The organism is Rahnella aquatilis CIP 78.65 = ATCC 33071, from assembly GCF_000241955.1.
Taxonomy (GTDB): Bacteria; Pseudomonadota; Gammaproteobacteria; order Enterobacterales; family Enterobacteriaceae; genus Rahnella; species Rahnella aquatilis.
Map to the genome: position 1 here is coordinate 296,528 of NC_016818.1, position 24,350 is coordinate 320,877.

The 24,350-nt window shown below is 52.5% G+C and carries 22 protein-coding genes; 14 read left to right on the forward strand and 8 right to left on the reverse strand.

Features of this window, described 5'->3' with window-relative positions; genetic code table 11:
- Nucleotides 1-439: 439 nt before the first annotated feature.
- Together ompR and envZ are read left to right on the forward strand one after the other, a co-directional pair.
- Nucleotides 440-1,159 (forward strand): osmolarity response regulator transcription factor OmpR, encoded by a 720-nt coding sequence (ompR, locus tag RAHAQ2_RS01310; RefSeq protein WP_009635740.1) that lies wholly within the window; start codon nucleotides 440-442, stop codon nucleotides 1,157-1,159.
- Nucleotides 1,156-2,517, forward strand: a complete 1,362-nt coding sequence (gene envZ / locus RAHAQ2_RS01315) for a two-component system sensor histidine kinase EnvZ (protein WP_014333528.1) — start codon at nucleotides 1,156-1,158, stop codon at nucleotides 2,515-2,517. The genes ompR and envZ overlap by 4 nt, the downstream gene beginning before the upstream one ends.
- A gap of 90 nt (nucleotides 2,518-2,607) precedes the next feature.
- On the opposite strand, the gene RAHAQ2_RS24735 is transcribed toward envZ, so the two are convergent.
- From RAHAQ2_RS24735 to RAHAQ2_RS01340, 6 genes are all read right to left on the reverse strand, one after another.
- Nucleotides 2,608-2,775 carry a PIN domain-containing protein gene (locus RAHAQ2_RS24735; protein ID WP_238532054.1) on the reverse strand — a complete coding sequence of 56 codons (168 nt, stop codon included), beginning with the start codon at nucleotides 2,773-2,775 and terminating at the stop codon, nucleotides 2,608-2,610.
- Nucleotides 2,776-2,867: 92 nt separating this feature from the next.
- Complete coding sequence (gene pckA / locus RAHAQ2_RS01320; RefSeq protein ID WP_014333529.1) at nucleotides 2,868-4,490, reverse strand: phosphoenolpyruvate carboxykinase (ATP); 1,623 nt, start codon at nucleotides 4,488-4,490, stop codon at nucleotides 2,868-2,870.
- A gap of 227 nt (nucleotides 4,491-4,717) precedes the next feature.
- Nucleotides 4,718-5,602 carry an Hsp33 family molecular chaperone HslO gene (gene hslO, locus RAHAQ2_RS01325; protein WP_014333530.1) on the reverse strand — a complete coding sequence of 295 codons (885 nt, stop codon included), beginning with the start codon at nucleotides 5,600-5,602 and terminating at the stop codon, nucleotides 4,718-4,720.
- A gap of 58 nt (nucleotides 5,603-5,660) precedes the next feature.
- Nucleotides 5,661-6,065, reverse strand: a complete 405-nt coding sequence (gene hslR, locus RAHAQ2_RS01330; RefSeq protein WP_014333531.1) for a ribosome-associated heat shock protein Hsp15 — start codon at nucleotides 6,063-6,065, stop codon at nucleotides 5,661-5,663.
- A 24-nt stretch (nucleotides 6,066-6,089) separates the two neighbouring features.
- The gene (gene yrfG / locus RAHAQ2_RS01335) at nucleotides 6,090-6,779 is read right to left on the reverse strand and encodes a GMP/IMP nucleotidase (protein WP_014333532.1); all 690 of its coding nucleotides are present in this window, start codon (nucleotides 6,777-6,779) and stop codon (nucleotides 6,090-6,092) included.
- Nucleotides 6,780-6,891: 112 nt separating this feature from the next.
- A complete protein-coding gene (locus tag RAHAQ2_RS01340; protein WP_193785489.1) occupies nucleotides 6,892-9,039 on the reverse strand; it encodes an intracellular growth attenuator family protein in 2,148 nt (715 codons plus the stop codon).
- Nucleotides 9,040-9,481: 442 nt separating this feature from the next.
- Here RAHAQ2_RS01340 and nudE point away from each other — a divergent pair, with 442 nt between their 5' ends.
- Nucleotides 9,482-10,039: an ADP compounds hydrolase NudE gene (gene nudE / locus RAHAQ2_RS01345; RefSeq protein ID WP_014333534.1), complete on the forward strand. Its 558-nt coding sequence runs from the start codon at nucleotides 9,482-9,484 to the stop codon at nucleotides 10,037-10,039.
- 73 nt (nucleotides 10,040-10,112) lie between these two features.
- Here nudE and mrcA read toward each other — a convergent pair whose 3' ends face one another.
- Nucleotides 10,113-12,668, reverse strand: coding sequence for a peptidoglycan glycosyltransferase/peptidoglycan DD-transpeptidase MrcA (gene mrcA, locus RAHAQ2_RS01350; RefSeq protein WP_014333535.1), 2,556 nt, complete (start codon nucleotides 12,666-12,668; stop codon nucleotides 10,113-10,115).
- A gap of 121 nt (nucleotides 12,669-12,789) precedes the next feature.
- Between mrcA and pilM the strand changes: the two genes are divergently transcribed.
- From pilM to trpS, 11 genes are all read left to right on the forward strand, one after another.
- Nucleotides 12,790-13,641, forward strand: coding sequence for a pilus assembly protein PilM (gene pilM, locus RAHAQ2_RS01355; protein WP_014333536.1), 852 nt, complete (start codon nucleotides 12,790-12,792; stop codon nucleotides 13,639-13,641).
- Nucleotides 13,641-14,204, forward strand: a complete 564-nt coding sequence (locus RAHAQ2_RS01360; RefSeq protein ID WP_014333537.1) for a PilN domain-containing protein — start codon at nucleotides 13,641-13,643, stop codon at nucleotides 14,202-14,204. Before pilM ends, RAHAQ2_RS01360 begins: the two co-directional genes overlap by 1 nt.
- A complete protein-coding gene (locus tag RAHAQ2_RS01365) occupies nucleotides 14,201-15,061 on the forward strand; it encodes a DNA utilization family protein (RefSeq protein ID WP_014333538.1) in 861 nt (286 codons plus the stop codon). The genes RAHAQ2_RS01360 and RAHAQ2_RS01365 overlap by 4 nt, the downstream gene beginning before the upstream one ends.
- A complete protein-coding gene (hofQ, locus tag RAHAQ2_RS01370; protein ID WP_014333539.1) occupies nucleotides 15,061-16,323 on the forward strand; it encodes a DNA uptake porin HofQ in 1,263 nt (420 codons plus the stop codon). Before RAHAQ2_RS01365 ends, hofQ begins: the two co-directional genes overlap by 1 nt.
- A gap of 348 nt (nucleotides 16,324-16,671) precedes the next feature.
- Complete coding sequence (gene aroK, locus RAHAQ2_RS01375; RefSeq protein ID WP_014333540.1) at nucleotides 16,672-17,193, forward strand: shikimate kinase AroK; 522 nt, start codon at nucleotides 16,672-16,674, stop codon at nucleotides 17,191-17,193.
- A 57-nt stretch (nucleotides 17,194-17,250) separates the two neighbouring features.
- Nucleotides 17,251-18,333 (forward strand): 3-dehydroquinate synthase, encoded by a 1,083-nt coding sequence (gene aroB, locus RAHAQ2_RS01380; protein ID WP_014333541.1) that lies wholly within the window; start codon nucleotides 17,251-17,253, stop codon nucleotides 18,331-18,333.
- Nucleotides 18,334-18,460: 127 nt separating this feature from the next.
- On the forward strand, nucleotides 18,461-19,510 hold the full coding sequence (locus RAHAQ2_RS01385; protein WP_014333542.1) for an SPOR domain-containing protein: 1,050 nt from the start codon (nucleotides 18,461-18,463) through the stop codon (nucleotides 19,508-19,510).
- Between the two features lie 80 nt (nucleotides 19,511-19,590).
- A complete protein-coding gene (gene dam, locus RAHAQ2_RS01390) occupies nucleotides 19,591-20,406 on the forward strand; it encodes an adenine-specific DNA-methyltransferase (protein ID WP_014333543.1) in 816 nt (271 codons plus the stop codon).
- A gap of 50 nt (nucleotides 20,407-20,456) precedes the next feature.
- The gene (rpe, locus tag RAHAQ2_RS01395) at nucleotides 20,457-21,134 is read left to right on the forward strand and encodes a ribulose-phosphate 3-epimerase (RefSeq protein WP_014333544.1); all 678 of its coding nucleotides are present in this window, start codon (nucleotides 20,457-20,459) and stop codon (nucleotides 21,132-21,134) included.
- Nucleotides 21,127-21,825 carry a phosphoglycolate phosphatase gene (locus tag RAHAQ2_RS01400; protein ID WP_014333545.1) on the forward strand — a complete coding sequence of 233 codons (699 nt, stop codon included), beginning with the start codon at nucleotides 21,127-21,129 and terminating at the stop codon, nucleotides 21,823-21,825. Before rpe ends, RAHAQ2_RS01400 begins: the two co-directional genes overlap by 8 nt.
- A gap of 1 nt (nucleotide 21,826) precedes the next feature.
- Complete coding sequence (gene trpS / locus RAHAQ2_RS01405) at nucleotides 21,827-22,843, forward strand: tryptophan--tRNA ligase (RefSeq protein WP_014333546.1); 1,017 nt, start codon at nucleotides 21,827-21,829, stop codon at nucleotides 22,841-22,843.
- Nucleotides 22,844-22,931: 88 nt separating this feature from the next.
- Here trpS and cysG read toward each other — a convergent pair whose 3' ends face one another.
- Nucleotides 22,932-24,317, reverse strand: coding sequence for a siroheme synthase CysG (cysG, locus tag RAHAQ2_RS01410; protein ID WP_014333547.1), 1,386 nt, complete (start codon nucleotides 24,315-24,317; stop codon nucleotides 22,932-22,934).
- Nucleotides 24,318-24,350 lie beyond the last annotated feature (33 nt).

The following is a 24,350-nucleotide window of genomic DNA, read 5'->3' on the forward strand; positions in this document are numbered from 1 at the left end:
AACTTAACTATTAGGTTGCAATATATATGTTGAAATGATTATTAATATTTATTGATTCATTTAAATGATCAGTTGGTGGTTAAATGCTCTATTTTTCAGATAAATATTATTCATAAGCTTTTACTATTAACGATATAAATAAACGTACCTATTTACATTTTCATTTCATTCCATACCTGACGTGATCATGTGTTGATATTTTGGCCAGCAAGCGGCGGGGGATGTGCAACAAAATGGGGCAGACGATTTTGACCGGCGGGACAAACCGTAACAAACCAACCTTCGCTTGCGGAAGACTCCTCTGATATTGTTGATAAATTAGGAAATCCATAATCATTGTTACAATTTCGACTAGAATATATACCATTAAACGCTGTCTGTTTTAGCTGACTTTTCTGACAATACAAGCTTGAGGCATTCACGCCTTTGGGAGATTTAAATGCAAGAAAATCACAAGATTCTGGTGGTCGATGACGATATGCGCCTGCGCGCACTGTTGGAGCGTTATCTGACTGAACAGGGCTTCCAGGTGCGTAGCGTTGCCAATGCTGAACAAATGGACCGTTTGCTGACCCGTGAGTCATTCCACCTGATGGTTCTGGATCTGATGTTGCCCGGCGAAGATGGCTTGTCTATCTGCCGTCGCCTGCGCAGCCAGAGCAACCCGATGCCGATCATTATGGTCACCGCAAAAGGCGAAGAAGTTGACCGTATCGTGGGCCTGGAAATTGGTGCCGACGATTATATTCCTAAGCCATTTAACCCGCGTGAATTGCTGGCTCGTATTCGTGCGGTCTTGCGCCGTCAGGCCAATGAACTGCCAGGCGCCCCTTCTCAGGAAGAAGCGGTGATCTCATTTGGTAAGTTCAAACTGAACCTCGGCACCCGCGAAATGTTCCGTGAAGATGAGCCTATGCCGCTGACCAGTGGTGAGTTTGCCGTGCTGAAAGCACTGGTAAGCCATCCGCGTGAGCCACTGTCCCGTGACAAGCTGATGAATCTGGCGCGTGGCCGTGAATACAGTGCGATGGAACGTTCTATCGATGTGCAGATTTCCCGTCTGCGCCGCATGGTAGAAGAAGATCCGGCGCATCCGCGCTATATCCAGACTGTCTGGGGCCTGGGCTATGTATTTGTACCGGACGGCAGTAAGGCATGAAGCGAATACGCTTTTCACCGCGTAGCTCGTTTGCCCGAACACTGTTATTAATCGTCACCTTGCTGTTCGTCAGCCTGGTGACGACCTATCTGGTGGTGCTGAACTTCGCCATTCTGCCCAGCCTGCAGCAATTCAATAAGGTATTGGCATACGAAGTCCGTATGCTGATGACCGACCGGCTGCAGCTGGAAGATGGGACGTTGCTGGCGGTTCCACCGGCATTTCGTCGCGAAATCTACCGCGAACTGGGCATTTCTCTTTATACCAACTCTGCGGCAGAGGAGAGTGGCCTGCGTTGGGCGCAGCATTACGAATTCCTCAGTCAGCAGATGGCGCAGCAGCTTGGTGGTCCTACCGACGTGCGCGTCGAGGTCAATAAAAATACTCCGGTGGTGTGGCTGAAAACCTGGTTGTCGCCTGACATCTGGGTGCGTGTCCCGCTTACCGAAATCCATCAGGGTGATTTCTCCCCGCTGTTCCGCTATACATTGGCGATTATGTTGCTGGCGATTGGTGGCGCGTGGCTGTTTATCCGTATTCAGAACCGCCCTTTGGTCGAGCTGGAGCACGCGGCCTTGCAGGTGGGCAAAGGTATTATTCCGCCACCGCTGCGTGAATACGGCGCGTCTGAAGTGCGTTCTGTTACACGTGCATTTAACCAGATGGCCGCCGGTGTCAAATTGCTGGCTGATGACCGTACCCTTCTGATGGCGGGTGTCAGCCACGATTTGCGCACACCGCTGACGCGTATTCGTCTGGCGACAGAAATGATGGGGGATGATGACAGCTATCTCGCCGAGTCGATCAATAAAGACATCGAAGAGTGCAATGCCATCATTGAGCAGTTCATCGATTATCTGCGCACCGGCCAGGAAATGCCGACCGAGATCACCGATCTCAACGGTATTTTGGGCGAGGTAATTGCGACGGAAAGTGGCTACGAGCGCGAAATAGATTCTGATCTGGCCGACGGTGAATTGCTGGTTAATGCGCATCCGCTGTCGATCAAACGTGCCGTGGTGAATATGGTGGTGAACGCCGCCCGCTACGGCGACGGCTGGATTAAAGTCAGCAGTGGTCGCGAATTGCAGCGGGCGTGGTTCCAGGTAGAAGACGACGGTCCGGGCATTGCGCCTGACCAGCTCAAGCATTTGTTCCAGCCGTTTGTGCGTGGCGAAAGTGCGCGAACCACCAGCGGAACCGGTCTCGGGCTGGCGATTGTTCAGCGCATTATTGATGCCCATTCCGGCACGCTGGATATCGGAAAAAGTGACCGGGGAGGATTACGCATCCGCGCCTATCTGCCGTTGCCGGTCGAGATGCTGAAAGCGGTGGCGGTTCAGCAGAAACCGGTTTGATTGAGGGGGGGGTGGCGATAAGCCACCCTTAAGGCCGGTATGGGCAGCAGCTCACAGTTTTGACCTAAGGCCAGTGCCGGCAACCTCCCCTTAACTCTTCCTGCTCATCACATAATACTCTGCCGCTTCTTCCCGCCATCTCGGGGTCTCCGCTGCATCCCACGGATTAATCAGTTCTACGCCGGTGTGTGCAAACACTTCTGCGTGATCCGTGGCAAGCTCCGCCTGATGGTTCAGGCAAATTGCCGCAAGCTGCATATGACAGCAATGCTGTCATTCTGAAATGCCACTGGGCCGGTTGCAATAAAAAAGGCGCGGAAGCCCGCGCCTGAGAAGAAATTGCCAGAAAATTAACGTTTCGGTCCGGCACTGACCAGTGCGGCTCCGGCCGGAGTATCGGTGTATTTATCGAAGTTATCGATAAACAGCTGCGCCAGATGTTCCGCTTTCTCCTGCCATTGCTCACGGCTGGCGTAAGTATTGCGCGGATCCAGAATGTGCGTGTCGACGCCCGGCAGCTCAACCGGCACCGCCAGATTAAACAGCGGCAACGTAAAGGTTTCCGCGTCATCAATGGTGCCGTTGAGGATCGCGTCGATAATAGCGCGGGTATTTTTCAGCGAAATACGTTTGCCGGTGCCATTCCAGCCGGTGTTCACCAGATAAGCCTGAGCGCCTGCGGCTTCCATACGTTTCACCAGCACTTCGGAATATTGCGTCGGATGCAGCATCAGGAACGCCGCACCAAAGCAGGCAGAGAAGGTTGGCGTGGGTTCAGTGACGCCGCGCTCAGTGCCCGCCAGCTTTGCGGTAAAACCCGACAGAAAGTGGTATTGCGTTTGCGCGGCGGTGAGGCGGGAAACCGGCGGCAATACGCCAAACGCATCGGCTGTCAGGAAAATCACTTTACTGGCGTGACCGGCTTTCGATACTGGTTTCACGATATTTTGAATGTGATAAATCGGGTAGGAGACGCGGGTATTTTCAGTTTTGCTGCCGTCATTGAAGTCGATTTTGCCGTCTGCGCTGACCATCACGTTTTCCAGCAAGGCGTCGCGTTTTATCGCACCGAAGATTTCCGGCTCGGCGTCTTTGCTCAGTTTGATGGTTTTGGCATAGCAGCCACCTTCAAAGTTAAAGACGCCGTCATCGTCCCAGCCGTGCTCATCATCGCCGATAAGCTGACGCTTCGGATCGGTAGATAACGTGGTTTTGCCGGTACCGGAAAGACCAAAGAACACCGCCACATCGCCTTTTTCGCCGACATTCGCCGAGCAATGCATTGAGGCGATACCCTGCAATGGCAGCAGATAGTTCATGACTGCGAACATGCCTTTCTTCATTTCGCCGCCGTACCACGAGCCGCCGATCAGCTGGATACGCTCGGTCAGATTGAAAGCGATGAAGTTTTCAGAATTCAGCCCCTGTTTCTGCCAGTCCGGATTGGTGCATTTCGCGCCGTTCATCACGATGAAATCAGGCTCGAAATTTTCCAGTTCGCTGTCGTCCGGGCGGATAAACATGTTTTTGACGAAATGCGCCTGCCAGGCGACTTCCGTAATAAAGCGCACTTTCAGGCGGGAGTCGGCATTGGCACCGCAGAACGCGTCGATGATAAACAGACGCTTGCCGGACAACTGTTTGCTGACCAGTGCTTTCAGTGAGGTCCAGGTTGCCTGCGACAGCGGTTTGTTATCATTTTTCCCTTTGCCCTGATCAGCCCACCAGAGCGTATCGCGTGTGGTGTCATCACGGACGATGTATTTATCTTTCGGCGAGCGGCCTGTGAAGATGCCGGTATCGACATTCACTGCACCAAGCTCTGTCACCTGCCCGCGCTCATAACCTTCCAGGCCCGGGGCCGTCTCTTCTGCAAAAAGAGTTTCGTAATCAGGGTTATAGATAATTTCGCTATTCTGGTGGATCCCATACTGGGAGAGTGTTTCGGCGGTGATCCCGATAGTGGTAGGCATTTCCCTGCTCCTTGCTGAACTTGAATCCCGTAGATAGGGATAAATCAGTGGTTATTGTAGGTATATATCGCTTTTGTGCCGCGACAGGTCTCAAAGAATAACGGTAGATGTGAATGTTTTTCCAGAATTGTGATGAAAAACCCGAAAGGTGTGCAAATGAGGTTATGAATAAGCAATAAAAAAGGGACTTTTCAGTGAAAAGTCCCTCAGGCTGCGCGTGTTAACGATCAATGAACGTGGTCATCTCCGGAATGAACGTCGCCGCCAGCTTTCAGCGTCGCCATATCCATTCCATCAAATTCATAGTCCGCGCCGCAATAATCGCAGTGCATTTCGATTTTGCCATCGGCTTCAAGCATTTCGTGAATATCTTCATCCGGCAGGGTCAGCAGCGCAGCCGCACAACGTTCGCGGGAACAGGTGCAACGGAAGCAGACGTCCTGCGGTTCATACAGAGTAACCTCTTCCTGATGATACAGACGGTAAAGCACTTCGTTGGCTGGCAGGGTCAGCAACTCTTCCGCTTTGATGGTGGTGGTCAGCTGTGCCAGATGGCTGAACTCTTCCGGATCAGTATCCTGTGCTGGCAGAACCTGCAACAACATAGCGCCTGCAGCAGGCTGGCCTTCAACTTCACCGGTACGGATGAAGATGCGGGTTGGCAGCTGTTCTGACTGCATGAAGTAGTTTTCCAGACACTCTGCCAGGTTTTCGCCTTCCAGCCCCACGACGCCCTGATAACGTTCGCCGACGGTCGGCGAAATAGTGATCACCATGTAGCCGTTGCCAATCATCTCTTTCAGCGAGCTGCCTTCGGTGATGTCACCTTGCAGACGTGCGACACCGCGCAGTTCCTGTTTGTTATTACCGTTGATCACGGCCAGTTTCAGCGGACCATCGCCCTGCAACTGCACGGTAATATCGCCGTCAAATTTCAGGGTGGCGGTCAGCAGGCTGGTCGCCACCAACATTTCACCCAGCAGATTGCGTACTTCTGCCGGATAATCGTGCCCGGCAACAACCTGCTGGAAAGTTTCTTTGAGCGAGACCAGTTCACCGCGAACGGCGTGATGACTGAACAGGTAGCGATGCAGTTGGTCGTGATTAGACATAATTTTCTCTCTGTTTAGCGAACTCAAATCCTTAATCCTTCATCTGATGACTTTGGATTTATTCAGAATCGCCATATTTAAATTTGATCAGGTTGCGGCGTTCCTTTTTGTCCGGACGTCTGTCCGGGTGCGGCATCGCATTCATTTTGCGGGCTTCGGCGATTTTTTCCCGGCTGGCAATGCTCGCCTCAGTTTCCTGATACAGTTTCTGTGCTTCTTCCGCACTGCGGCGCTGAGTGGTCAGCCCCAAAACGATAATCGTTTTTGTGTCATTTCCCTGGCGTAATGTTAATTCGGCATTCAGTTCCATCAGCTTGCTGGGCTTGCCCCGCTGACCGTTGTAATGCACTTTGCCGCCGTCAATCATCTCGCGTGCCAGCGCGCGGGTCTTATAAAAACGAGCCGCCCACAGCCATTTATCAAGGCGCACTGCATTATCGTCGTCTTCCGTTTTACCTTTCATGTTTCTCCCCTGAGCGTACCGGTATTACTTAGCCGGGCCTGTTACGGGGTGAATTGCAGGCAACAGGCTGCGGTAGTCATTGATGGAAGGATGTCCTTCAAATGACTTATTTGCCATGGTTGAATCCGGATTTTCTATACCCAGACAATAGCGGATGCCGAAGGTTTTTGCCGCATTCAGGATAGGTTCACCGTCATCAACAAATAAGGTTCTGTCGGGATTAAAGCCCGTTTGTCGCTGAACTGCAGACCACAACCGCTGATCTTCCTTCGGATAACCAAATGTGTGGGTGGAAAGTAATAAATCAAGGTGCTGATCTAATCCGGTATGTTCGATTTTAACGGAAAGGCTGTGCGGATGCGCATTGGTGAGCAAAATTGTCTGTCGTCCGCTTTCACGCAAATGAGCCAGAAAGGGCAACGTGTCGTCACGAAGACGCGCATTTTTGCCGATGTTTGTCGTCATCTGGTAAATATCCAGACTCAGCCTTTCGCTCCAGTAGTCGAAGCAATACCAGTTCATGGTGTGCTGGACGGCAAGGTATTCGTCATGAATTAACTGGCGTGCATTTTCAAGCGGGATCGCACGCTGCTGACTGAGAGCAAGCGGGACATCCTGTAACCAGAACTGGCTGTCAAAAGCCAGATCCAGCAATGTGCCGTCCATATCGAGTAAAACGGTATCGATGCATTGCCAGTCAAAATCAGAGGGCATGAAAACTCCATGTCCTTGCGGCGATGAGAAGTCGCAGGGGCGAATATGTGAAAGCCAGGAAGGGCTCAGGGTAGCATAATCTGACCGGGTGGCGCAGAGGCACCCGGTGGTTTCAACCCAGTTTTTGCACGGGCATTGGCATCAGCGTGGGATGAAAGCAGGAGTTATAATATTGCTGAATATCGTCTATCCGGCGCTTATCTTTAATGAACCGGCGGATAAACAGCACGGTATTGACCGCCAGAACACCGATCAGCAACAACAGCAATAAGCTGGTGCCCAGATAGCGCCAGAGCGTCGAGATATCCGGCTCGCTGTGCAGCGAAATGTGACGGGTTCCGTTGGCATCGATACTGATACTGGTGATCACGCCCTGCGCACTGAAAGGTGTATGCAGCAGGAGCGTTGATAATTGTTGCAGCTGTTTCCACTGTTCCTGCGGCGGGTTAGCGAACACGCCCACGGGAGGAGCAGGCATTTCAATCAGCTGACGCCCTTCATCGTTGCTGATCAGGAACCCGCCCGGCGGCGGACTGTTAAGGCTGTCCGCGGCACGACGGGTTTCCTGAACAAAGAAAGAAGACGTGGCGTTATTCACCAGTTCACTCAGTGATTGCGCGCTGACCGGACGCAGCAGAACATTAATCCCCTGCAATGTGCCCGCTTTTGCCCGCTTGACCAGCGAGTTCCAGTTGCTTGAATTGCCCAGATTCACCAGTGCGTTTTTCAGACGAACACAATCGTTGCTGTTTCCGCACAGCGTTTCGGTTTTCAGCACGATATCCGCGAAATCATCAAGCAGGATCATACCGGATTTCTCGATAGCGGTGGCCAGTTGCGGGTTAATGTTTTGCTCAGGCATCTGATTTTGGCCGGGATGCAGTTGGTTGTTCACCGTCGTTTGCAGCGCTGTAGCCGCATCAATAATTTCTGACTGCGGTACCGGCAGCGGTGTCGCGGTATTCCAGTAAATCGCGGAACAGTCAAAAGGCATAAAGCCGGATGCAGAACGGCTGGCTGCCGGTGGCACATAACACATGCCGGTACCCTGAACTTTCAGGGTATCGCCGACGCGCAGGGCCGCCTTTTCCAGTTCCTGTACGCTGTTAACCTGTGAACTTTGGGCGCCCTGCAACCAGGCTACGCTGAGTTTGAGTGGCAGGCCAAGCGGCACATAAACCAGTAAGGCCAGCAGCAAAAGGAAGGCGCTGGTGGCGAGCACCAGATTTCTTCCCCACAGCTGGAGCGGGAATTTCTTCACTTCGTCGTGCAGTGTCAGATAACTTCCCTGACGCACAACGTGGCTGTTCATATAGACTTCCACATCCGTCGGCTGCCCGAGATCACGGCCAATATAGGGCTGCCAGTGAGGCGGATAAATCAGGTCTACCGCACCGAGCGAAATATTGCTGATATCACCTTGTTTGGATTCACCAAACAAACCCCAGCGTTTCGGTAAGCCGCGCAGGCAATGGATCTCCTTACGATTCTTACCTAAACGTTCTGAAACTAATCGCCAGATAACCCAGGCAGCTAATCCTGCTGAAATTAACAGCAGCCAGGGCAGAAATATCACCGGACTTTGCAGCGTGATGAACAGCACAAGCAGAATGGCGGAAACGGCCAGCGCTTCTTTTACGCCATTCGAACGGGTCAGTGCGTGCTCTTCACGCGTTTCGCGACGCACTTTGACCAGTTCAATATGCTCGCTTTCTTCATGGCGGATAGACGCATTTTGCGGCTGCGAAGGCATCACCGCCGAAACCGGCGCAGGGCCTTCGTAAACGTGCTCGGTCAGTGTATGACCGTTGAGTGAAATCACCAGCGGCAGGGTCTGCGTTTTGATCAGCTCAACCTGGTTTTCCTGAGCAATATATTGCTCCCAGAATGGCGGCAGGTGAATTTCAGTAGAATCGAGGAAGTAACGCCATTTGTTGGGATCTTCGCTCGCCACACCATAACGGGTGATCGCGCGGGTCAGGCTATAAACATTTTCGCTTTTAGTGGTCAGCGTCAGTTTATCGCGCAGGATAATCAGATTATTGCGGTGGGTAATCGGCGTCTGGCCGAGGCCTTCATTTTGCCGCAGATAACGTTCTACTGCGTCGCGTTCTTTCTGGGAGAGTTTGCGCTGACTCGGTGTGGAGAAACGCACGACGGACTCGTCGCGTTGGCGGCGACGCAATACAAGCCAAAAATACGAAGCTGTGGCAATAATTGCGATACACAACAACACCAGTGTCACGACTACTGTGCTCATCCGATCCCCGTTCAGACGTGGGTGACTTACGTCAACTCTGTGAAAGTATTATACATAAACGAAATGCACATTCTGCGCATGAGCGCCTTTTTGATAGGAATTTTATTATTATTTGCCTGAATGGTGTGCATAAAAATACCACGCTAGAGGATACCTGTATTTAGGAATCAACGGGTATCGGTATAATCCTATTTTGAAGTGGGAATGTTTTTGTTAAAGCAAAAATGTGATGGCCATGAGGCAACGTATTTTTTTTACGCGATTAACGGCGATTATGCAGCGATATTTTGTACGTAAAATACACAGAATAAAGACGGTTTTTCAGTAAAGATTGCGATGCTGGCGCTCATTAACGCACAATGACTCCCGGTAGCGGCCTTTGAACAGACAACCGAACCCATTAGAACACCTCTGCTCAGGTGAATAATAAGTTGGGGATGAGATGACACAACACCTGCAAAAACCGAAAATCACGAAGGTGGAAACCGTGGCCCGTTCGCGATTATTCACCATCGAATCTGTTGATCTGACATTCAGCAACGGCGCTGAACGTGTGTATGAACGCATGCGTCCTTCCGATCGCGAAGCGGTGATGATTGTGCCAATCATTGATAATGAGCTGCTGTTAATTCAGGAATATGCCGTAGGGATTGAAAGCTATGAGCTGGGGTTCCCTAAGGGACTGATTGATCCCGGTGAAGGCGTGCTTGAAGCGGCGAACCGCGAACTGATGGAAGAGGTGGGCTACGGTGCGCGGCACTTCGACGTGCTGGCAAAACTGACCATGGCGCCTTCTTACTTCTCAAGTCGCATGAATATCGTCATTGCCAAAGATTTGTATATGAAAAGTCTGGAAGGTGATGAGCCGGAACCTTTGCCGCAAACGCGCTGGCCGGTGTCACGCATGATGGAACTGTTGCAGCATCCGGATTTTTGCGAAGCCCGCAATGTGAGTGCGTTATTTCTGGCGCATGATTTTCTGATGCGCAACGCCCGCTGAACCGCGATAAAACATCATTAAAAAAGCCGGTCGTGCATTACGCAGACCGGCTTTTTGCTTTATTACTCAGGCATCAGAACAGTTCGTGTTCCTGGCCGTTATCCATGATGGTTGTCCCGACTTCATGCACGGCATGTTCTGTCGGCTGAGTCCCGTCGATAAAGTATTCCGGACGACTGTTACCACCGCCGTCAGAAAGTTTACCGGTACCCTTATCGATAGTGACCGTCACAATGCCAGGAGGTGGGGTCTGTGGCTGTTCCGGCACACCCTCCAGCACGGCTTTCATGTAATCATCCCAGGCTGGCTGAGCACTTTTCGCACCGCCTTCAGCACCGGAGATTTGATCCGGGATCACACCGGAAGCCGTCGAACGGCCCAAATCACGGCGGTGATCATCAAAGCCAATCCAGACTGACGTCACGACGTCAGGGCCATATCCGGAGAACCAGGCATCTTTCGAGCTGTTGGTTGTCCCGGTTTTGCCGCCAATGTCATGACGTTTCAGGTCGCGTCCTGCGCGCCAGCCCGTCCCCATCCAGCCCGGTTCCCCGAAGATGTTGGAGTTCAGTGCATCACTGATCAGGAATGACAGAGGAGTACTGATCACATGTGGTGCGTATTGCTGTGCGGCATCAACCTGCGGCGAATTCGGCGGAACCTGCTCAAGTTGTGGCGTGGGCACACTGGTATTGTTATTGATGGCGGACGTGGCAACGTTTTCTACATTGTCATCCGACAGCACGGCCGATTTCTGCGTATCCCCATAAATCACCGGAATGTTACAGGTACGGCAGGCGATTTTAGGTTTGGCTTCAAACTGAACCTGACCGGACTCATCCACGATTTTGGTGATGAAATACGGGTCAACCAGATAACCGCCGTTGGTCAGTGTGGCGTAACCGCGCACAACCTGTAACGGCGTGAATGAAGCAGAACCCAACGCCAGCGACTCGGAATGAACAATGTTCGCCGCCGGGAAGCCAAAACGCTGCAGATATTCAGCCGCGTAATCCACTCCCATCGCACGCATAGCACGTACCATCACCACGTTCTTGGATTCACCCAGCCCCTGACGCAGGCGGATAGGACCATAATACGTTGGCGGGGAGTTCTTCGGACGCCAGTCGGTACCGGCACCGGCATCCCAGCGGGTGATTGGCATGTCATTGAGGATGGTCGCCAGCGTCAGGCCTTTGTCCATGGCTGCAGTGTACAGGAACGGCTTGATGTTTGAACCGAGCTGACGAACCGCCTGATTGGCGCGGTTAAACTTACTCTGGTTGAAATCGAAACCGCCGACCAGTGCTTCAATGGCACCGTCGTTTGGATTGAGTGAAACGATGGCTGAGTTGACGTCAGGCACCTGCGCCAGCCACCAGTCATCCCCCACTTTACGCACCCAAACTTGCTGACCAGGGCGCACCACGTCAGTCACTTTTTTCGGGGTCGGGCCCTGAGCATTGTCGTTACGGTATGGTCGTGCCCAGCGCATGCCGCTGAACGGAAGGCTGATAACCGCACGGTTAGACATGGTTGCCGTCGCCTGAGCATCATCCGTTGCGGTGATAACGGCCGGGAACAGCGGGCCATACACTGGCAGGGTTTTCAGCGACTGAACAATCTTGTCCTGATCCCACGCCGGTTCACCCACTTTCCATAACTGATTTGACGGGCCGCGGTAGCCGTGGCGCATATCGTAATTCAGTACGTTGGTGCGCAGGGCTTCCTGCGCGGCCAGCTGGGTTTTCTTGGTGATGGTGGTGTAAACCATGTAGCCATCGTTATAAGCGTTGTCGCCATAACGTTTCACCATCTCCTGACGCACCATTTCGGTCAGATACGGCGCAGAAAACTCGATATGTGGAGCATGATAATTCGCCACCAGCGGCTCGGCACGCGCCTGATCGTACTGGGCCTGCGTGATGTATTTCTCATCCAGCATACGCGCCAGTACGGTGTTGCGACGCGCCAGAGAACGATCGTGAGAATACAGCGGATTAAAGGTTGACGGTGCTTTTGGCAGACCGGCAATCACCGCCATTTCACTGAGCGTCAGTTGGCTGACATTTTTCCCGAAGTAAACCTGCGCAGCGGCACCCACGCCATAAGCGCGGTAACCGAGATAGATCTTATTCAGATACAGCTCAAGGATTTCATCTTTGGACATCATCTGCTCAATGCGGATAGCCAGAAATGCTTCCTTAATTTTACGGGTCAGCGTGCGTTCAGGGCTCAGGAAGAAATTACGCGCCAACTGCTGCGTAATGGTACTCGCGCCCTGTGAGGCGTGACCGGACACCAGCGCAACGGAAGCCGCACGGAAAATACCGATCGGGTCCACGCCGTGATGTTCATAGAAACGACTGTCTTCGGTCGCGATAAACGCATGCACCAGTTCCGGTGGGATCTGGTCGAGTTTCAGTGGGATACGGCGTTTTTCACCATATTGGGCGATTAAATCACCCTCGGCACTGAAAACCTGCATCGGTGTCTGCAAGCGCACGTCTTTAAGCGTGGCGACGTCGGGTAACTGAGGCTCGATATATTTATACAAACCGAAGATCGAGGCGGCTCCCAGCAAAATGCAACACACTGCAAGAATCAATAAATACTTTACGAACTTCACCTGAGATTTCCCATTAAGTGTCAATTGGGCAGTTTATAAACAACCGCGCGGTAGTATAAAGGCAAGCCAGCAACATGGATACGTTCTTTTATTTACCTGACGATATGGAGATTGGGCGAAAATGCGACTACAAGCATGGCAGGTAGGTCTGGATATTCAAGCCGGTTTTGCCCGTGCGATCGCCGTTCAGCGGCGGCGTCATGGCTGGCAATTACGTCACTGGTGGCAGCATCCTTTGCCTCCTTTCACATTGCGGGAGGGGATATTACATGAGACCGCGCCGCTGATCGCCATTTTATCGTGCTGGCGAAAAACGCTGCCGACGGCTTTTTCATTACGAATAAGCCTTCCTGCACAACGAATTATGCAACAGCGAATGGTTGCTCCCGATACCCGTTTGGGGGAGCCGCAGCGCAGTGCGTTTATCTTCGCTAACGCCGCAAAACAGTTTCCCCTGGGCATGGAACATCTGGTGATGGATTACCGGGCCGACCCTCATGGTGATAATCAACTGGTGGTAACGGCGGCAAGGCAGCAGGAAATTGAACAGTGGGTGCAATGCATGGCGCAGGCACGGTTGTTCCCGGATGCTATTGAGCTGGCCCCCTGCGCACTTCAGATGGCGGCCTGTGCTGCCGGCGTTCCGGGTGATGCGTTGTTGATCCATCCTCTTGACGACGCTTTTCTCTGGGCTTCACCGCACAGCCTGCCGTTCCAGTTTGGTTTGCTGGATCACGCAGAGGTCGTGACTGAAACCGCTGTTTCTCAGAAGATCCGTACACAGTATCGCGCGGCCGCGTTATGCCATGCCGAGGACTATTTCAGTGGCGAATTCAGTGGCGAATCGTCATTTGCGGCAATGCAATGCTGGTCGCCATTAAGCGCGATCGTGCAATTGTCCGCGCCTCTGCCTGCGAATCCCGGTGCATTTGCGCCCGCCGTCGGGCTGGCTATTCGTCAGGCGGATAACTGATGCTACAGGTCAATTTATTACCGTGGCGAAAGCTGCGCCGTCAAAAGCGGATGCGTAACTGGCTGAAGATTTTCGTTTCGGTTCCGCTATCAGTGGTGGTCTGTGCCTGGCTTCTGGCCGCTTTCATTGTGCAGGAACGGACGCTATTGCAGGTGAAACTGTCAGCGCTAAATTCGGGTATTCAAAAGATTATGCTTCAACAGCGTCGTGTGGATGTCGCATCGGCGCAGGTGAAGGTTTTGGCTGAAACGCGTCTTTTAAGCCATCAGCGAGTGCTGCAGAGCCGGGACTATCTGCAATTGCTGGAGTTACTCGCGTTAAAGATGCCCGAAGAACTCTGGCTGACTGAGCTGACAGAACATCAGGGAATGCTGACGTTAAAAGGCGAGGGACGGTTGTATCACGATATTCTGGCATTAAGCGAAATACTGTCAGCAGGAGAATTGCTCAGCAAAGTCAGTCTTTCTGCTGTACAGCAACAACCCAACCACAATCTGAGCTTTGTGATGAAAACGCAGTTTCGCTCTGAAAGGGCACTGCCTGCGCCGGGAGTATCACAGTGACCGGTTTTCTATCAGAGCATATTGATCCGCTGATGGAGAAACCCGGCTGGCAGCGTGTGTTCATTCTGACTGCATGCTTACTGGTTCTGGTGCTCACGCTGTATCAGTGCGTATTGCGTGGATTATGGCAGCAACAGGAAACACTGAAACGGGAGATTGATACCGCACGGCAGACCCTTTCCCGGGATCAGATGGCGCTAATGCGCATGATTCCGCTGGAAAGGCTGGAGCAGGAACTGGCCGGTAACGCGATATTGCGGCGCGAAAGCCTGCCGCTGGAGCAAGAGTTTGCCGGGCCGCTGCAAGACGCCCAGGCCGTGCTGATCCGCTGGCAGCCCGTTTCCCCCCCGAAACAAGAACCGCAGGGTGAATTGCAATTGCAGGTGACTTTTACCGGGCTGATGCATTTTCTTTATGCGCTGTTGCAACGCCCCGAACAGCCTGCTTTCAGCGAGCTGAATCTGCATACCACCGGTGATGCCGGGATGAAAGCATCAGTAGTACTGACACAAACCGTGCAAGCGGGGGTGTTTGTTAACGGTGCCGTTGCGGCGAAAGCCGTACGTGATCCCTTTCGTGCGCCACAGACACCGGCCTGTGCAGATGTTTCTCCGTTATCTGAATGGTTGCTTAGCGGGATTTCAGATGCCGGAGGGCAACGTTATGGCTGGCTGCTTTCACCACAGGGGCGCTGGAATAAAGTCGAAACAGGTTCACGCTTTGGGGCACCGCAATGGACGGTTGAAGCGCTCAGCAGCTCGCAGGTTGAACTCAGCCTCAGTGATGCCCGTTGCGGTGCACAGCGCCAGATTATCAGCCTGGGTAAAGGCAACGATTCTCCAGGGAAAGGAAAATAATGAAATACGTTAATAAGCAGATTGTACTGTTTTTGCTGTGTTTATGCCTCAGCCCGGTGAAAGCCGATGCGCCACCGCTGATTTCGCTGGAGTTTCAGTCCTCGCCGGTCGGTTTGGTATTGCAGGCGCTGGCAGATTCCCGACAGCTCAATCTGGTCACTGCGCCGGGTCTGGAAGGGCTGATGAGTGTCAAACTCAAAGAGGTGCCGTGGCAGCAGGCGCTCGACATTATTCTGCAAATGAACCATCTCACCAGCCAGTTGCAGGGAAACGTTTTATTGGTGTCGCCTGAAGAAGACCCGCAGATTGTACAACAGCGGATGAAAGATGCAGCCGACCAGCAGGCGCTGCAAAGTCCGCTAATCAGCCTCACCGTTCCTTTGCAATACGCAGATGCGAAAGAGACGGCGCTTAGCCTGAATGCCCAGAAAGGCTCGTTGTTATCGCAAAAAGGTAATGCTTCCGCAGATACCCGCACCAACACCCTATTATTACGTGACACGCAGGTGGCGCTGGATGTGGTAGCGCCTTGGGTAAAGGAAATGGACTTACCCCTCCAGCAGGTCCAGCTGGCGGCGCATATCGTCACAATGAACAGCGAAAGCCTGCGCGAACTTGGTGTGCGCTGGGGGTTTACCGGTGAGGAACCCATTACAAAAGCGGTGCGCATGAACAATTTCAGTATGGGAATGCCGGTCGAAAATCCGATATTTACTGCCGGTTTCAACCTTGCACACATCAGCGGGAGGATTTTGGATCTCGAACTGACGGCGCTTGAACAGGAAGATAAGGTCGATATTATTGCCAGTCCACGGCTGCTGACGGCGCATATGCAGACTGCCAGTATTAAACAGGGAACAGAAATCCCGTATCAGGTTTCCAGCGGGGCGAGTGGCAGCACGTCGATTGAATTCAAAGAAGCGGTGCTGGGAATGGAAGTCACGCCGAAAATTCAGCGTAATGGCCATATTCAGCTGGCGTTGCAGATTAGCCAGAACATGCCGGGGCGAAGTATCAAGCAGTCCGAAGGTGAGGCGCTGGCGATCGATAAACAGGAAATAAAAACTCAGGTCACAGTAAAAGACGGGGAAACTATCGTACTCGGCGGGATATTCCAGCGTAAAACCCAAAAAACGGACACGAAAGTTCCTGTTCTGGGCGACATTCCTGGGGTCGGTTCCTTGTTTAAACACCAGTACACCAATGAACAGCGGCGTGAGTTGGTGATTTTCATCACCCCGACCTTAATCCTCACCCGTTAAATGGGTATTCTGACTTCACGTAAATCGCACAATAACGTTGAGCACTTGCAACTTTTTGTGTCGCAAGAGGCTTCTGGGTTTGACGCTGCCGTCGATTTAGCTTACAAGGGTTACCGAATTGAGCACCGTGATCTTTTTATTACGACAGACACGCCGATAAAAACGTACGGTTTCCCTCCTGCGGCGTGCAAAGTGATTTATTCGGTTGCCAAACTACCAAGAGTGTTGAGATAATTTTTTTCTGATCTCGCACTATATCGCTCATGAGGTTTCAGTTTAGGTCCCGCCGCTAATTTGATTGGCGGGGCGGGTTATCATCAACGAATTGTCTTAGTAATACCGAAAAACATGGCAGAGAAACGCAATATCTTTCTGGTTGGGCCTATGGGTGCCGGCAAAAGCACTATTGGTCGACAGTTAGCTCAGCAACTCAATATGGAGTTTTTCGACTCCGATCACGAAATTGAGCGACGTACCGGAGCTGATGTGGGCTGGGTATTTGATTTGGAAGGCGAAGACGGATTCCGCGACCGCGAAGAAAAAGTGATCAACGAACTGACCGAAAAACAAGGCATTGTTCTGGCGACAGGTGGCGGTTCCGTGAAATCACGTGAAACCCGTAACCGTTTGTCAGCGCGTGGCGTTGTCGTCTATCTTGAAACTACCATCGAAAAACAACTGGCGCGTACACAACGCGACAAAAAACGTCCATTATTACAAGTGAGTGCTCCGCCACGTGAAGTGCTTGAAGCACTGGCGAGAGAGCGCAATCCTTTGTATGAAGAGATTGCCGACGTCACTATTCGTACCGATGATCAAAGTGCCAAAGTCGTTGCTAACCAGATTATCAATATGCTGGAAAGTAACTGATTATTGGTGTCCATCATTGCCTGAGGGTGTCAGTTAAAGAAGGTCACAGAGCACGACATGGAGAGGATTACCGTAACGTTAGGGGAGCGTAGCTACCCCATTACGATTGCTGCCGGATTGTTCCACGATCCGGCTTCTTTTATGCCGGTAAAGGCAGGCGATCAGGTCATGATAGTGACCAACGAAACCCTTGCCCCTCTCTATCTGGATGCTATTCGTTCAGTGCTGGAGCAGGCAGGCGTTCGTGTTGATCAGGTGATTTTGCCTGATGGTGAACAATACAAATCCCTGACTGTTCTCAATGATGTGTTCTCCGCGCTGCTCGAAAAGCCGCACGGACGTGATACGACGCTGATCGCCCTTGGTGGTGGCGTTGTCGGTGATTTAACCGGCTTCGCTGCAGCCAGTTATCAGCGCGGTGTGCGCTTTGTTCAGGTGCCAACCACGCTGCTTTCTCAGGTTGATTCCTCCGTTGGCGGTAAAACGGCGGTAAACCATCCTCTCGGAAAAAACATGATCGGCGCGTTTTATCAGCCTGCGTCGGTGGTGGTTGATCTCGACTGTCTGCGAACTCTGCCTGCCCGTGAAATGTCATCGGGTCTCGCGGAAGTTATCAAATACGGCATTATTTTGGATGCTGATTTCTTTATGTGGCTCGAAGACAACATGGACGCTTTACTGGCGCTGGATATGAATGCGCTGGCGTATTGCATCCGTCGTTGCTGCGAGCTGAAAGCCGAGGTTGTGGCTGCCGATGAACGTGAAAACGGACTGCGCGCCTTGCTGAATCTGGGCCATACTTACGGCCATGCTATTGAAGCAGAAATGGGTTACGGTAACTGGTTACATGGTGAAGCTGTGGCAGCCGGTATGGTGATGGCCTGTTATACGGCTCATCGCCTGGGGCAGTTCAGTCTGGGTGATATCGCCCGGGTGAAAGCCCTGTTGACCCGCGCGGGTTTACCTGTGACGGGCCCCGAAGTTATGGCCGCGCAGTCTTATCTGCCGCACATGATGCGTGATAAGAAAGTACTGGCTGGCGAGCTGCGTCTGGTTTTACCGAAAGCAATTGGTCAGTCTGAAGTACGCTCCGGCGTATCGCATGAAATGGTGCTGGCTTCGATTGAAGATTGCCGTTAAGACTGTGGCCATAATGATGGCCAGATAACGACCGATTTTACGTTTGCCAGCAAAGCTTTATATTTTTAGTCAGGATAGTTGCTCCGCGTAAAGCCTCTTGAGGCTTTTGCCGGGTTGGAGGTTTTAGATGGATGATTTAACACCGGAAGACGATCTCAAACCAGACACCAGCGATCGCCGCCCACCGCGCGCGCGCAAACCGTCTCCTTCCATTCCAAAAGTCGCTGTATCCCGTCAGTACGTGATGATCGGCATCGGTATTGTGGTGCTGGTCTTACTGATTGTGGGTATCGGCTCAGCCATGAAGTCACCTTCCTCCAGCCAGACGGTTCAGCAGACTAACGGTCCGAAAGACATTAGTCTCGCGGGTAACGATGCTGCGGCACCTGCTCAGCCTTCTGCCCAGGCTCAGGCCAATACTGCGCAAGCCGTAGACGGTCAACAGCCTGCTGATAGTCAGCAACCGAAGAGTATCGGTTTACCGCCAGTTTCGCCGACACCTACTGAAGCCCAGCCTGTTCCGGATAATGGTCAGGCGAAAGAACGTGTCGATTTGCCGGGTGATATGAGCGATGCGCTCTCTTCCCAGCAAAATCAGGTAGATGGCGTGGCACAAGGCAGCATGGCACCTGCGGCTCAGTCACTGACTTCTTTGCCGACCGCACCTGCAACCGTCAATGGTTCCGCGCGTACTCAGGCACCGGCAGGTTCTCAGCCATCAGCGACCCATACACGCCCGGCACAGTCTTCACGTAATGTGCAGCCAGCTCATACCTCGAAACCGGCTGAGCATAAGACATCGGCAACGGCATCGCATACAGCGAAAACGCCAGCGACTAAATCTTCCGCGTCATCTGCTCCGGTTGCATCTGCACCGGCCACAGCTTCTGGCAGTACGTCTGCCATTAAGTCTGCGCCAGGTACGCACTTTACCCTGCAACTGAGCGGTGCTTCTCAGTCCAATACGCTGAATGCGTTTGCAAAACAGCAGGGCCTGAAAAATTATCTGGTTTATCAGACTGCCCGCGACGGGAAGCCGTGGTTTGTCCTGGTGAGTGGTAACTACGCTTCTTCTGCAGAAGCCAAACGTGCTATTTCCAGCTTGCCTGCGGAAGTTCAGGCGAAAAAACCGTGGGTCAAACCTGTACACCAGGTACAGCAAGACCTGAAAAAATGAAACTGATCTCAACGCGATTTGCTGTCTAAAAACAGGATACAATCCGCGGCTGTGAATTGTATAAGTAGCTAACTGACGGCATGAAGAAGAACCGCGCGTTTTTGAAGTGGGCTGGCGGCAAATACCCGCTGATTGATGACATCAGACGTCATCTTCCGGTGGGAGATTGTCTGATTGAGCCTTTTGTTGGCGCGGGCTCGGTATTTTTGAATACCGAGTATGACGCTTATATTCTTGCGGATATCAACAGCGATCTGATCAATCTCTACAACATTGTGAAGACACGCACTGAAGAGTTCGTGCGTGATGCTCGGGTGCTGTTCACGCCAGAGTTTAACGAATCGGATCGTTTTTACGTCCTGAGGGCTGAGTTTAATGCCAGCAGCGATACTTATCGTCGTTCGGTACTTTTCCTCTATCTCAACCGCCATTGTTACAACGGCCTCTGTCGTTATAATCTCAGTGGCGCGTTTAATGTGCCTTTCGGGCGTTATAAAAAGCCGTATTTCCCTGAAGAAGAACTCTACTGGTTTGCTGAAAAAGCGAAGCACGCAGTATTCGTGTGTGAGCATTATCAGGACACATTGCTGAAAGCGCAGTCTGGCTCGGTGGTTTATTGTGATCCGCCTTATGCCCCGCTTTCTGCGACAGCAAATTTTACGGCGTACCACACCAACAGTTTTAGCATGGATGATCAGCGCAATCTGGCTCGTCTGGCGTATCAGCTTTCCAATGAGAACGATGTGCCGGTGCTGATTTCCAACCACGAAACACCACTTACGCTGGAATGGTACGCACAGGCGAAGCAGCTGCACCGTGTGTCAGCACGCCGTACTATCAGCAGTAAAGTTGCCCAGCGCAGCATGGTGAATGAACTTTTAGCGCTATATCGCTGATTACCGGCCAACCGGTGATCAGCGGGTAAACCTATCGTTTGGAGAAGCGGATGAAACAGTTTTTGATTGCACCGTCCATTCTGTCTGCTGATTTTGCCCGTCTGGGTGAAGATACAGCGAAAGCCCTGGAAGCGGGCGGAGATGTGGTCCATTTTGATGTGATGGATAACCATTACGTCCCCAATCTGACGATGGGGCCGGCCATTCTTAAATCGCTGCGTAACTATGGCATTACCGCGCCAATTGATGTTCATCTGATGGTGAAACCGGTCGATCGTCTCATCCCGGATTTTGCCGAAGCCGGTGCCTCTTACATTACTTTCCATCCCGAAGCGTCCGAGCATGTTGACCGCTCACTGCAACTGATTAAAAGCCATGGCTGTAAAGCCGGTCTGGTGTTTAACCCGGCAACTTCCCTGAGCTATCTCGAATACGTGATGGATAAACTCGATGTGATCCTGCTGATGTCGGTGAATCCGGGTTTCGGCGGGCAGTCGTTTATTCCGGGCACACTGGATAAACTGCGTCAGGTTCGCAAGATTATTGATGCCAGCGGTTATGACATTCGTCTGGAAGTAGACGGTGGTGTGAAAGCCGAAAATATCGGCGAAATCGCCGCTGCCGGTGCAGATATGTTTGTCGCCGGTTCCGCTATCTTCAATCAGCCGGATTACCGTACGGTGATTGACCATATGCGCAGTGAACTGGCTAAGGTCTCCCATGACTGACATCCTCGCCGCCCGCGGTTTGGGTTTTGATCTCGACGGTACGCTGGTCGACAGCGCGCCGGGTCTCTCTGAAGCGATGGATCTGGCGTTGCAGGATTTTGGATTGCCAGCTGCCGGTGTTGAACGTCTCAGTACCTGGATTGGCAATGGTGCTGACGTCATGGTTGAACGCGCCGTTCGCTGGGCCGAAGGCGATTTGTCGCCAGAGTTTCTGCAAAGCGTGCGTGATAAATTCGATCACTATTATGCCGATACCGCCGCAGGTGGCAGCCGTTTATACCCGCAAGTCAAAGAGACGCTGGCCGCACTGGCCGCTGCCGGCTTGCCAATGGGGCTGGTCACCAACAAACCCACGCCATTCATTGCGCCTTTGCTGCAATCGTTGGGTATCGACAGCTATTTCACGGTCGTGATTGGCGGCGACGATGTGGTGGCGAAAAAACCGCATCCGGCACCGGTCTACATGACCCTGGCACTGCTCGGATTGCGTGCCAGTGAAATGGTTTTTGTCGGTGATTCCCGCAATGATATTCATGCTGCGCAGGCCGCTGGTTGTCCGTGTGTGGGCATGACTTACGGCTATAACTATGGTGAAACTATCGCGCTGACCAAACCCGATCGCGTACTGGATAATTTCGCCGACCTTTTGCCCACTTTAGGGCTGTTATCTTTAAAAGATCAGGAAGCATAAAATGAGTAAACCCATCGTATTTAGTGGCGCACAGCCCTCAGGCGAATTGACCATTGGCAACTACATGGGTGCGCTGCGTCAATGGGTCAAAATGCAGGACGATTACGAATGCATTTACTGCATCGTCGATTTGCACGCGATCACCGTGCGTCAGGATGCGGAAAAGCTGCGCAAAGCGACGCTGGACACGCTGGCGCTGTATCTGGCGGTCGGCATTGATCCGAAGAAAAGTACCATCTTCGTGCAGTCTCATGTTCCTGAACACAGCCAGCTAAGCTGGGCGCTGAATTGCTACACCTATTTCGGTGAGCTGGGTCGTATGACGCAGTTTAAAGATAAATCAGCGCGCTATGAAACCTCCAACAGCGAAAGCATCACCGCTGGCCTGTTTGATTATCCGGTGCTGATGGCGGCGGATATTCTGCTGTACCAGACCAATCAGGTACCGGTCGGTGAAGATCAGAAACAGCATCTGGAACTCAGCCGTGATATTGCCAGCCGTTTCAACGCATTGTACGGCGATGTGTTTACCGTGCCAGAGCCGTTTATTCCAAAATCCGGTGCACGCGTGATGTCATTGCAGGAACCGACCAAGAAGATGTCCAAGTCGGATGACAACCGTAAAAACGTGATCGGTCTGCTGGAAGATCCGAAAGCGGTGACTAAAAAGATTAAAAGCGCGATGACGGATTCTGAAGAGCCGCCTGTCATCCGTTATGATATTAAAAATAAGCCGGGCGTTTCTAACCTGCTGGATATCCTCTCTGGTGTGACCGGTAAAGCCATTCCTGAGCTGGAAGCCGAATTTGAAGGCCAGATGTATGGTCATCTGAAAGGCGCGGTTGCTGAAGCGGTTTCAGGCATGCTGACCGAAGTGCAGGAACGTTTTAACCGTTTCCGCAGTGACGAAGCTTACCTGCAAGAGGTGATGAAAGAAGGGGCTGAAAAAGCCCGCGCCCGTGCCAGCGTGACGCTGAAGAAGGCCTACGAAGCTATTGGTTTCGTTACTCTTCCCTGATTTCTGGTTTGGTCTCTAAATCAAAACCACGTCTCCGGACGTGGTTTTTTGCTTTCAAAGTCTCATGAAACCGGTACGCTCAATCCTGTTATACCGTCAGGGTTTCGCTGGCAAACCAGTTGAGTTGCTGACGCAAGCTCACCACGCTGCCGACAATAATCAGACTGGGGCTTTGCACCTTTTTCGCCAGACTTTCGAGCTCTGTGAGCTTCCCTGTCACTACACGTTGCTGCTGGCTGGTGCCGTTTTCTACCAGCGCGACAGGCGTTTCTGCTGTCAGACCGTTTTCCAGCAAATTACGCTGGATCTCGCCGGCCTGCGTGAGCCCCATATAAAACACCAGTGTTTGCTGGGGTTGCGCCATGCAGGCCCAGTCTAAAATTCCGTCCTGCTTCGCATGGCCGGTGATCAGCCGCACGCTTTGCGCGTGGTCGCGGTGGGTCAGCGGAATGCCGCTGTAAGCGGAACAACCGGAGGCCGCGGTGATGCCCGGCACTACAGAAAAAGGGATGCCTGCGGCTTTCAGTGCTTCAAGTTCTTCGCCGCCACGACCAAAGATAAAGGGATCGCCCCCTTTCAGGCGGACGACGCGCTTGCCCATTTGCGCCTGTTCCAGCAGGATTTCGTTGATGCGTTCCTGCGGCACACAATGGTGTCCGGCGCGTTTGCCCACGAAAATCCGCTCCGCGTCACGACGTACCAGATTCAGCACACCGTCGGAAACCAGGCGGTCATAAACCACTACGTCGGCCAGTTGCATCTGCTGCAAGCCTTTAAGCGTCAGTAATCCGGCATCGCCGGGTCCGGCGCCGACCAGAATAACTTCACCCTGTTTATCCACGGGTTCACGGAATAATTCTTCAAGATATTCCTGGCTTTGTGCGTCGTCATTGTTCGCCAGAGATTGCGCCAGACGATGATGATTAAACAGCTTCTCCCACCAGCGACGGCGCTCAGAGGCATCAGGAAAATGTGTTTTGACCCGCGCCCGCAATCCGCCCGCGATCTGCGCCAGTTTGCCCAGATGCTGCGGCAGAATGGACTCCAGACGTTCGCGTAGCAAACGTGCCAGCACCGGCGCATTGCCGCCGGAAGACACCGCGATCATCAGCGGAGAACGGTCAATGATCGACGGCATGATCACGCTTGCACTTTCCGGTGCATCGACCACATTGCAGAACACGCGACGGTGATCTGCGGCTTCGCTGACTTCCTGATTCACCAGATCGGAATCGGTCGCGGCGATCACCAGCCATTTTTCATCCACCAGCAGCGGAGAGAATTCACCGCGTAACAGGCGGACTTTGCCTTCCTCTGCCCAGATCTGAAATTGCGGCGTAAACGTAAGCGCGTTCACCGTCAGTTTTGCGCCAGCTTCCAGCAGCAGACGCGCCTTACGCTCGGCAACATCACCGGCACCGACCAGTAAACAGGCTCTGTTTTTTAACTGACAAAAAAGGGGAAGGTAATCCATAAACAATATTCTCTGAGGCAGATGACAACGCCG

What these genes read in the sequence shown, in the direction of transcription:
- pilM (WP_014333536.1), top strand. Translation starts at nt 12,790, where the DNA reads ATGCGACTACAAGCATGGCAGGTAGGTCTGGATATTCAAGCCGGTTTT.
- nudE (WP_014333534.1), top strand. Translation starts at nt 9,482, where the DNA reads ATGACACAACACCTGCAAAAACCGAAAATCACGAAGGTGGAAACCGTG.
- aroB (WP_014333541.1), top strand. Translation starts at nt 17,251, where the DNA reads ATGGAGAGGATTACCGTAACGTTAGGGGAGCGTAGCTACCCCATTACG.
- dam (WP_014333543.1), top strand. Translation starts at nt 19,591, where the DNA reads ATGAAGAAGAACCGCGCGTTTTTGAAGTGGGCTGGCGGCAAATACCCG.
- yrfG (WP_014333532.1), bottom strand. Translation starts at nt 6,779, where the DNA reads ATGCCCTCTGATTTTGACTGGCAATGCATCGATACCGTTTTACTCGAT.
- RAHAQ2_RS01385 (WP_014333542.1), top strand. Translation starts at nt 18,461, where the DNA reads ATGGATGATTTAACACCGGAAGACGATCTCAAACCAGACACCAGCGAT.
- hslO (WP_014333530.1), bottom strand. Translation starts at nt 5,602, where the DNA reads ATGTCTAATCACGACCAACTGCATCGCTACCTGTTCAGTCATCACGCC.
- aroK (WP_014333540.1), top strand. Translation starts at nt 16,672, where the DNA reads ATGGCAGAGAAACGCAATATCTTTCTGGTTGGGCCTATGGGTGCCGGC.
- RAHAQ2_RS24735 (WP_238532054.1), bottom strand. Translation starts at nt 2,775, where the DNA reads ATGCAGCTTGCGGCAATTTGCCTGAACCATCAGGCGGAGCTTGCCACG.
- pckA (WP_014333529.1), bottom strand. Translation starts at nt 4,490, where the DNA reads ATGCCTACCACTATCGGGATCACCGCCGAAACACTCTCCCAGTATGGG.
- ompR (WP_009635740.1), top strand. Translation starts at nt 440, where the DNA reads ATGCAAGAAAATCACAAGATTCTGGTGGTCGATGACGATATGCGCCTG.
- RAHAQ2_RS01340 (WP_193785489.1), bottom strand. Translation starts at nt 9,039, where the DNA reads ATGAGCACAGTAGTCGTGACACTGGTGTTGTTGTGTATCGCAATTATT.
- RAHAQ2_RS01360 (WP_014333537.1), top strand. Translation starts at nt 13,641, where the DNA reads ATGCTACAGGTCAATTTATTACCGTGGCGAAAGCTGCGCCGTCAAAAG.
- trpS (WP_014333546.1), top strand. Translation starts at nt 21,827, where the DNA reads ATGAGTAAACCCATCGTATTTAGTGGCGCACAGCCCTCAGGCGAATTG.
- envZ (WP_014333528.1), top strand. Translation starts at nt 1,156, where the DNA reads ATGAAGCGAATACGCTTTTCACCGCGTAGCTCGTTTGCCCGAACACTG.
- rpe (WP_014333544.1), top strand. Translation starts at nt 20,457, where the DNA reads ATGAAACAGTTTTTGATTGCACCGTCCATTCTGTCTGCTGATTTTGCC.
- RAHAQ2_RS01400 (WP_014333545.1), top strand. Translation starts at nt 21,127, where the DNA reads ATGACTGACATCCTCGCCGCCCGCGGTTTGGGTTTTGATCTCGACGGT.
- hslR (WP_014333531.1), bottom strand. Translation starts at nt 6,065, where the DNA reads ATGAAAGGTAAAACGGAAGACGACGATAATGCAGTGCGCCTTGATAAA.
- hofQ (WP_014333539.1), top strand. Translation starts at nt 15,061, where the DNA reads ATGAAATACGTTAATAAGCAGATTGTACTGTTTTTGCTGTGTTTATGC.
- cysG (WP_014333547.1), bottom strand. Translation starts at nt 24,317, where the DNA reads ATGGATTACCTTCCCCTTTTTTGTCAGTTAAAAAACAGAGCCTGTTTA.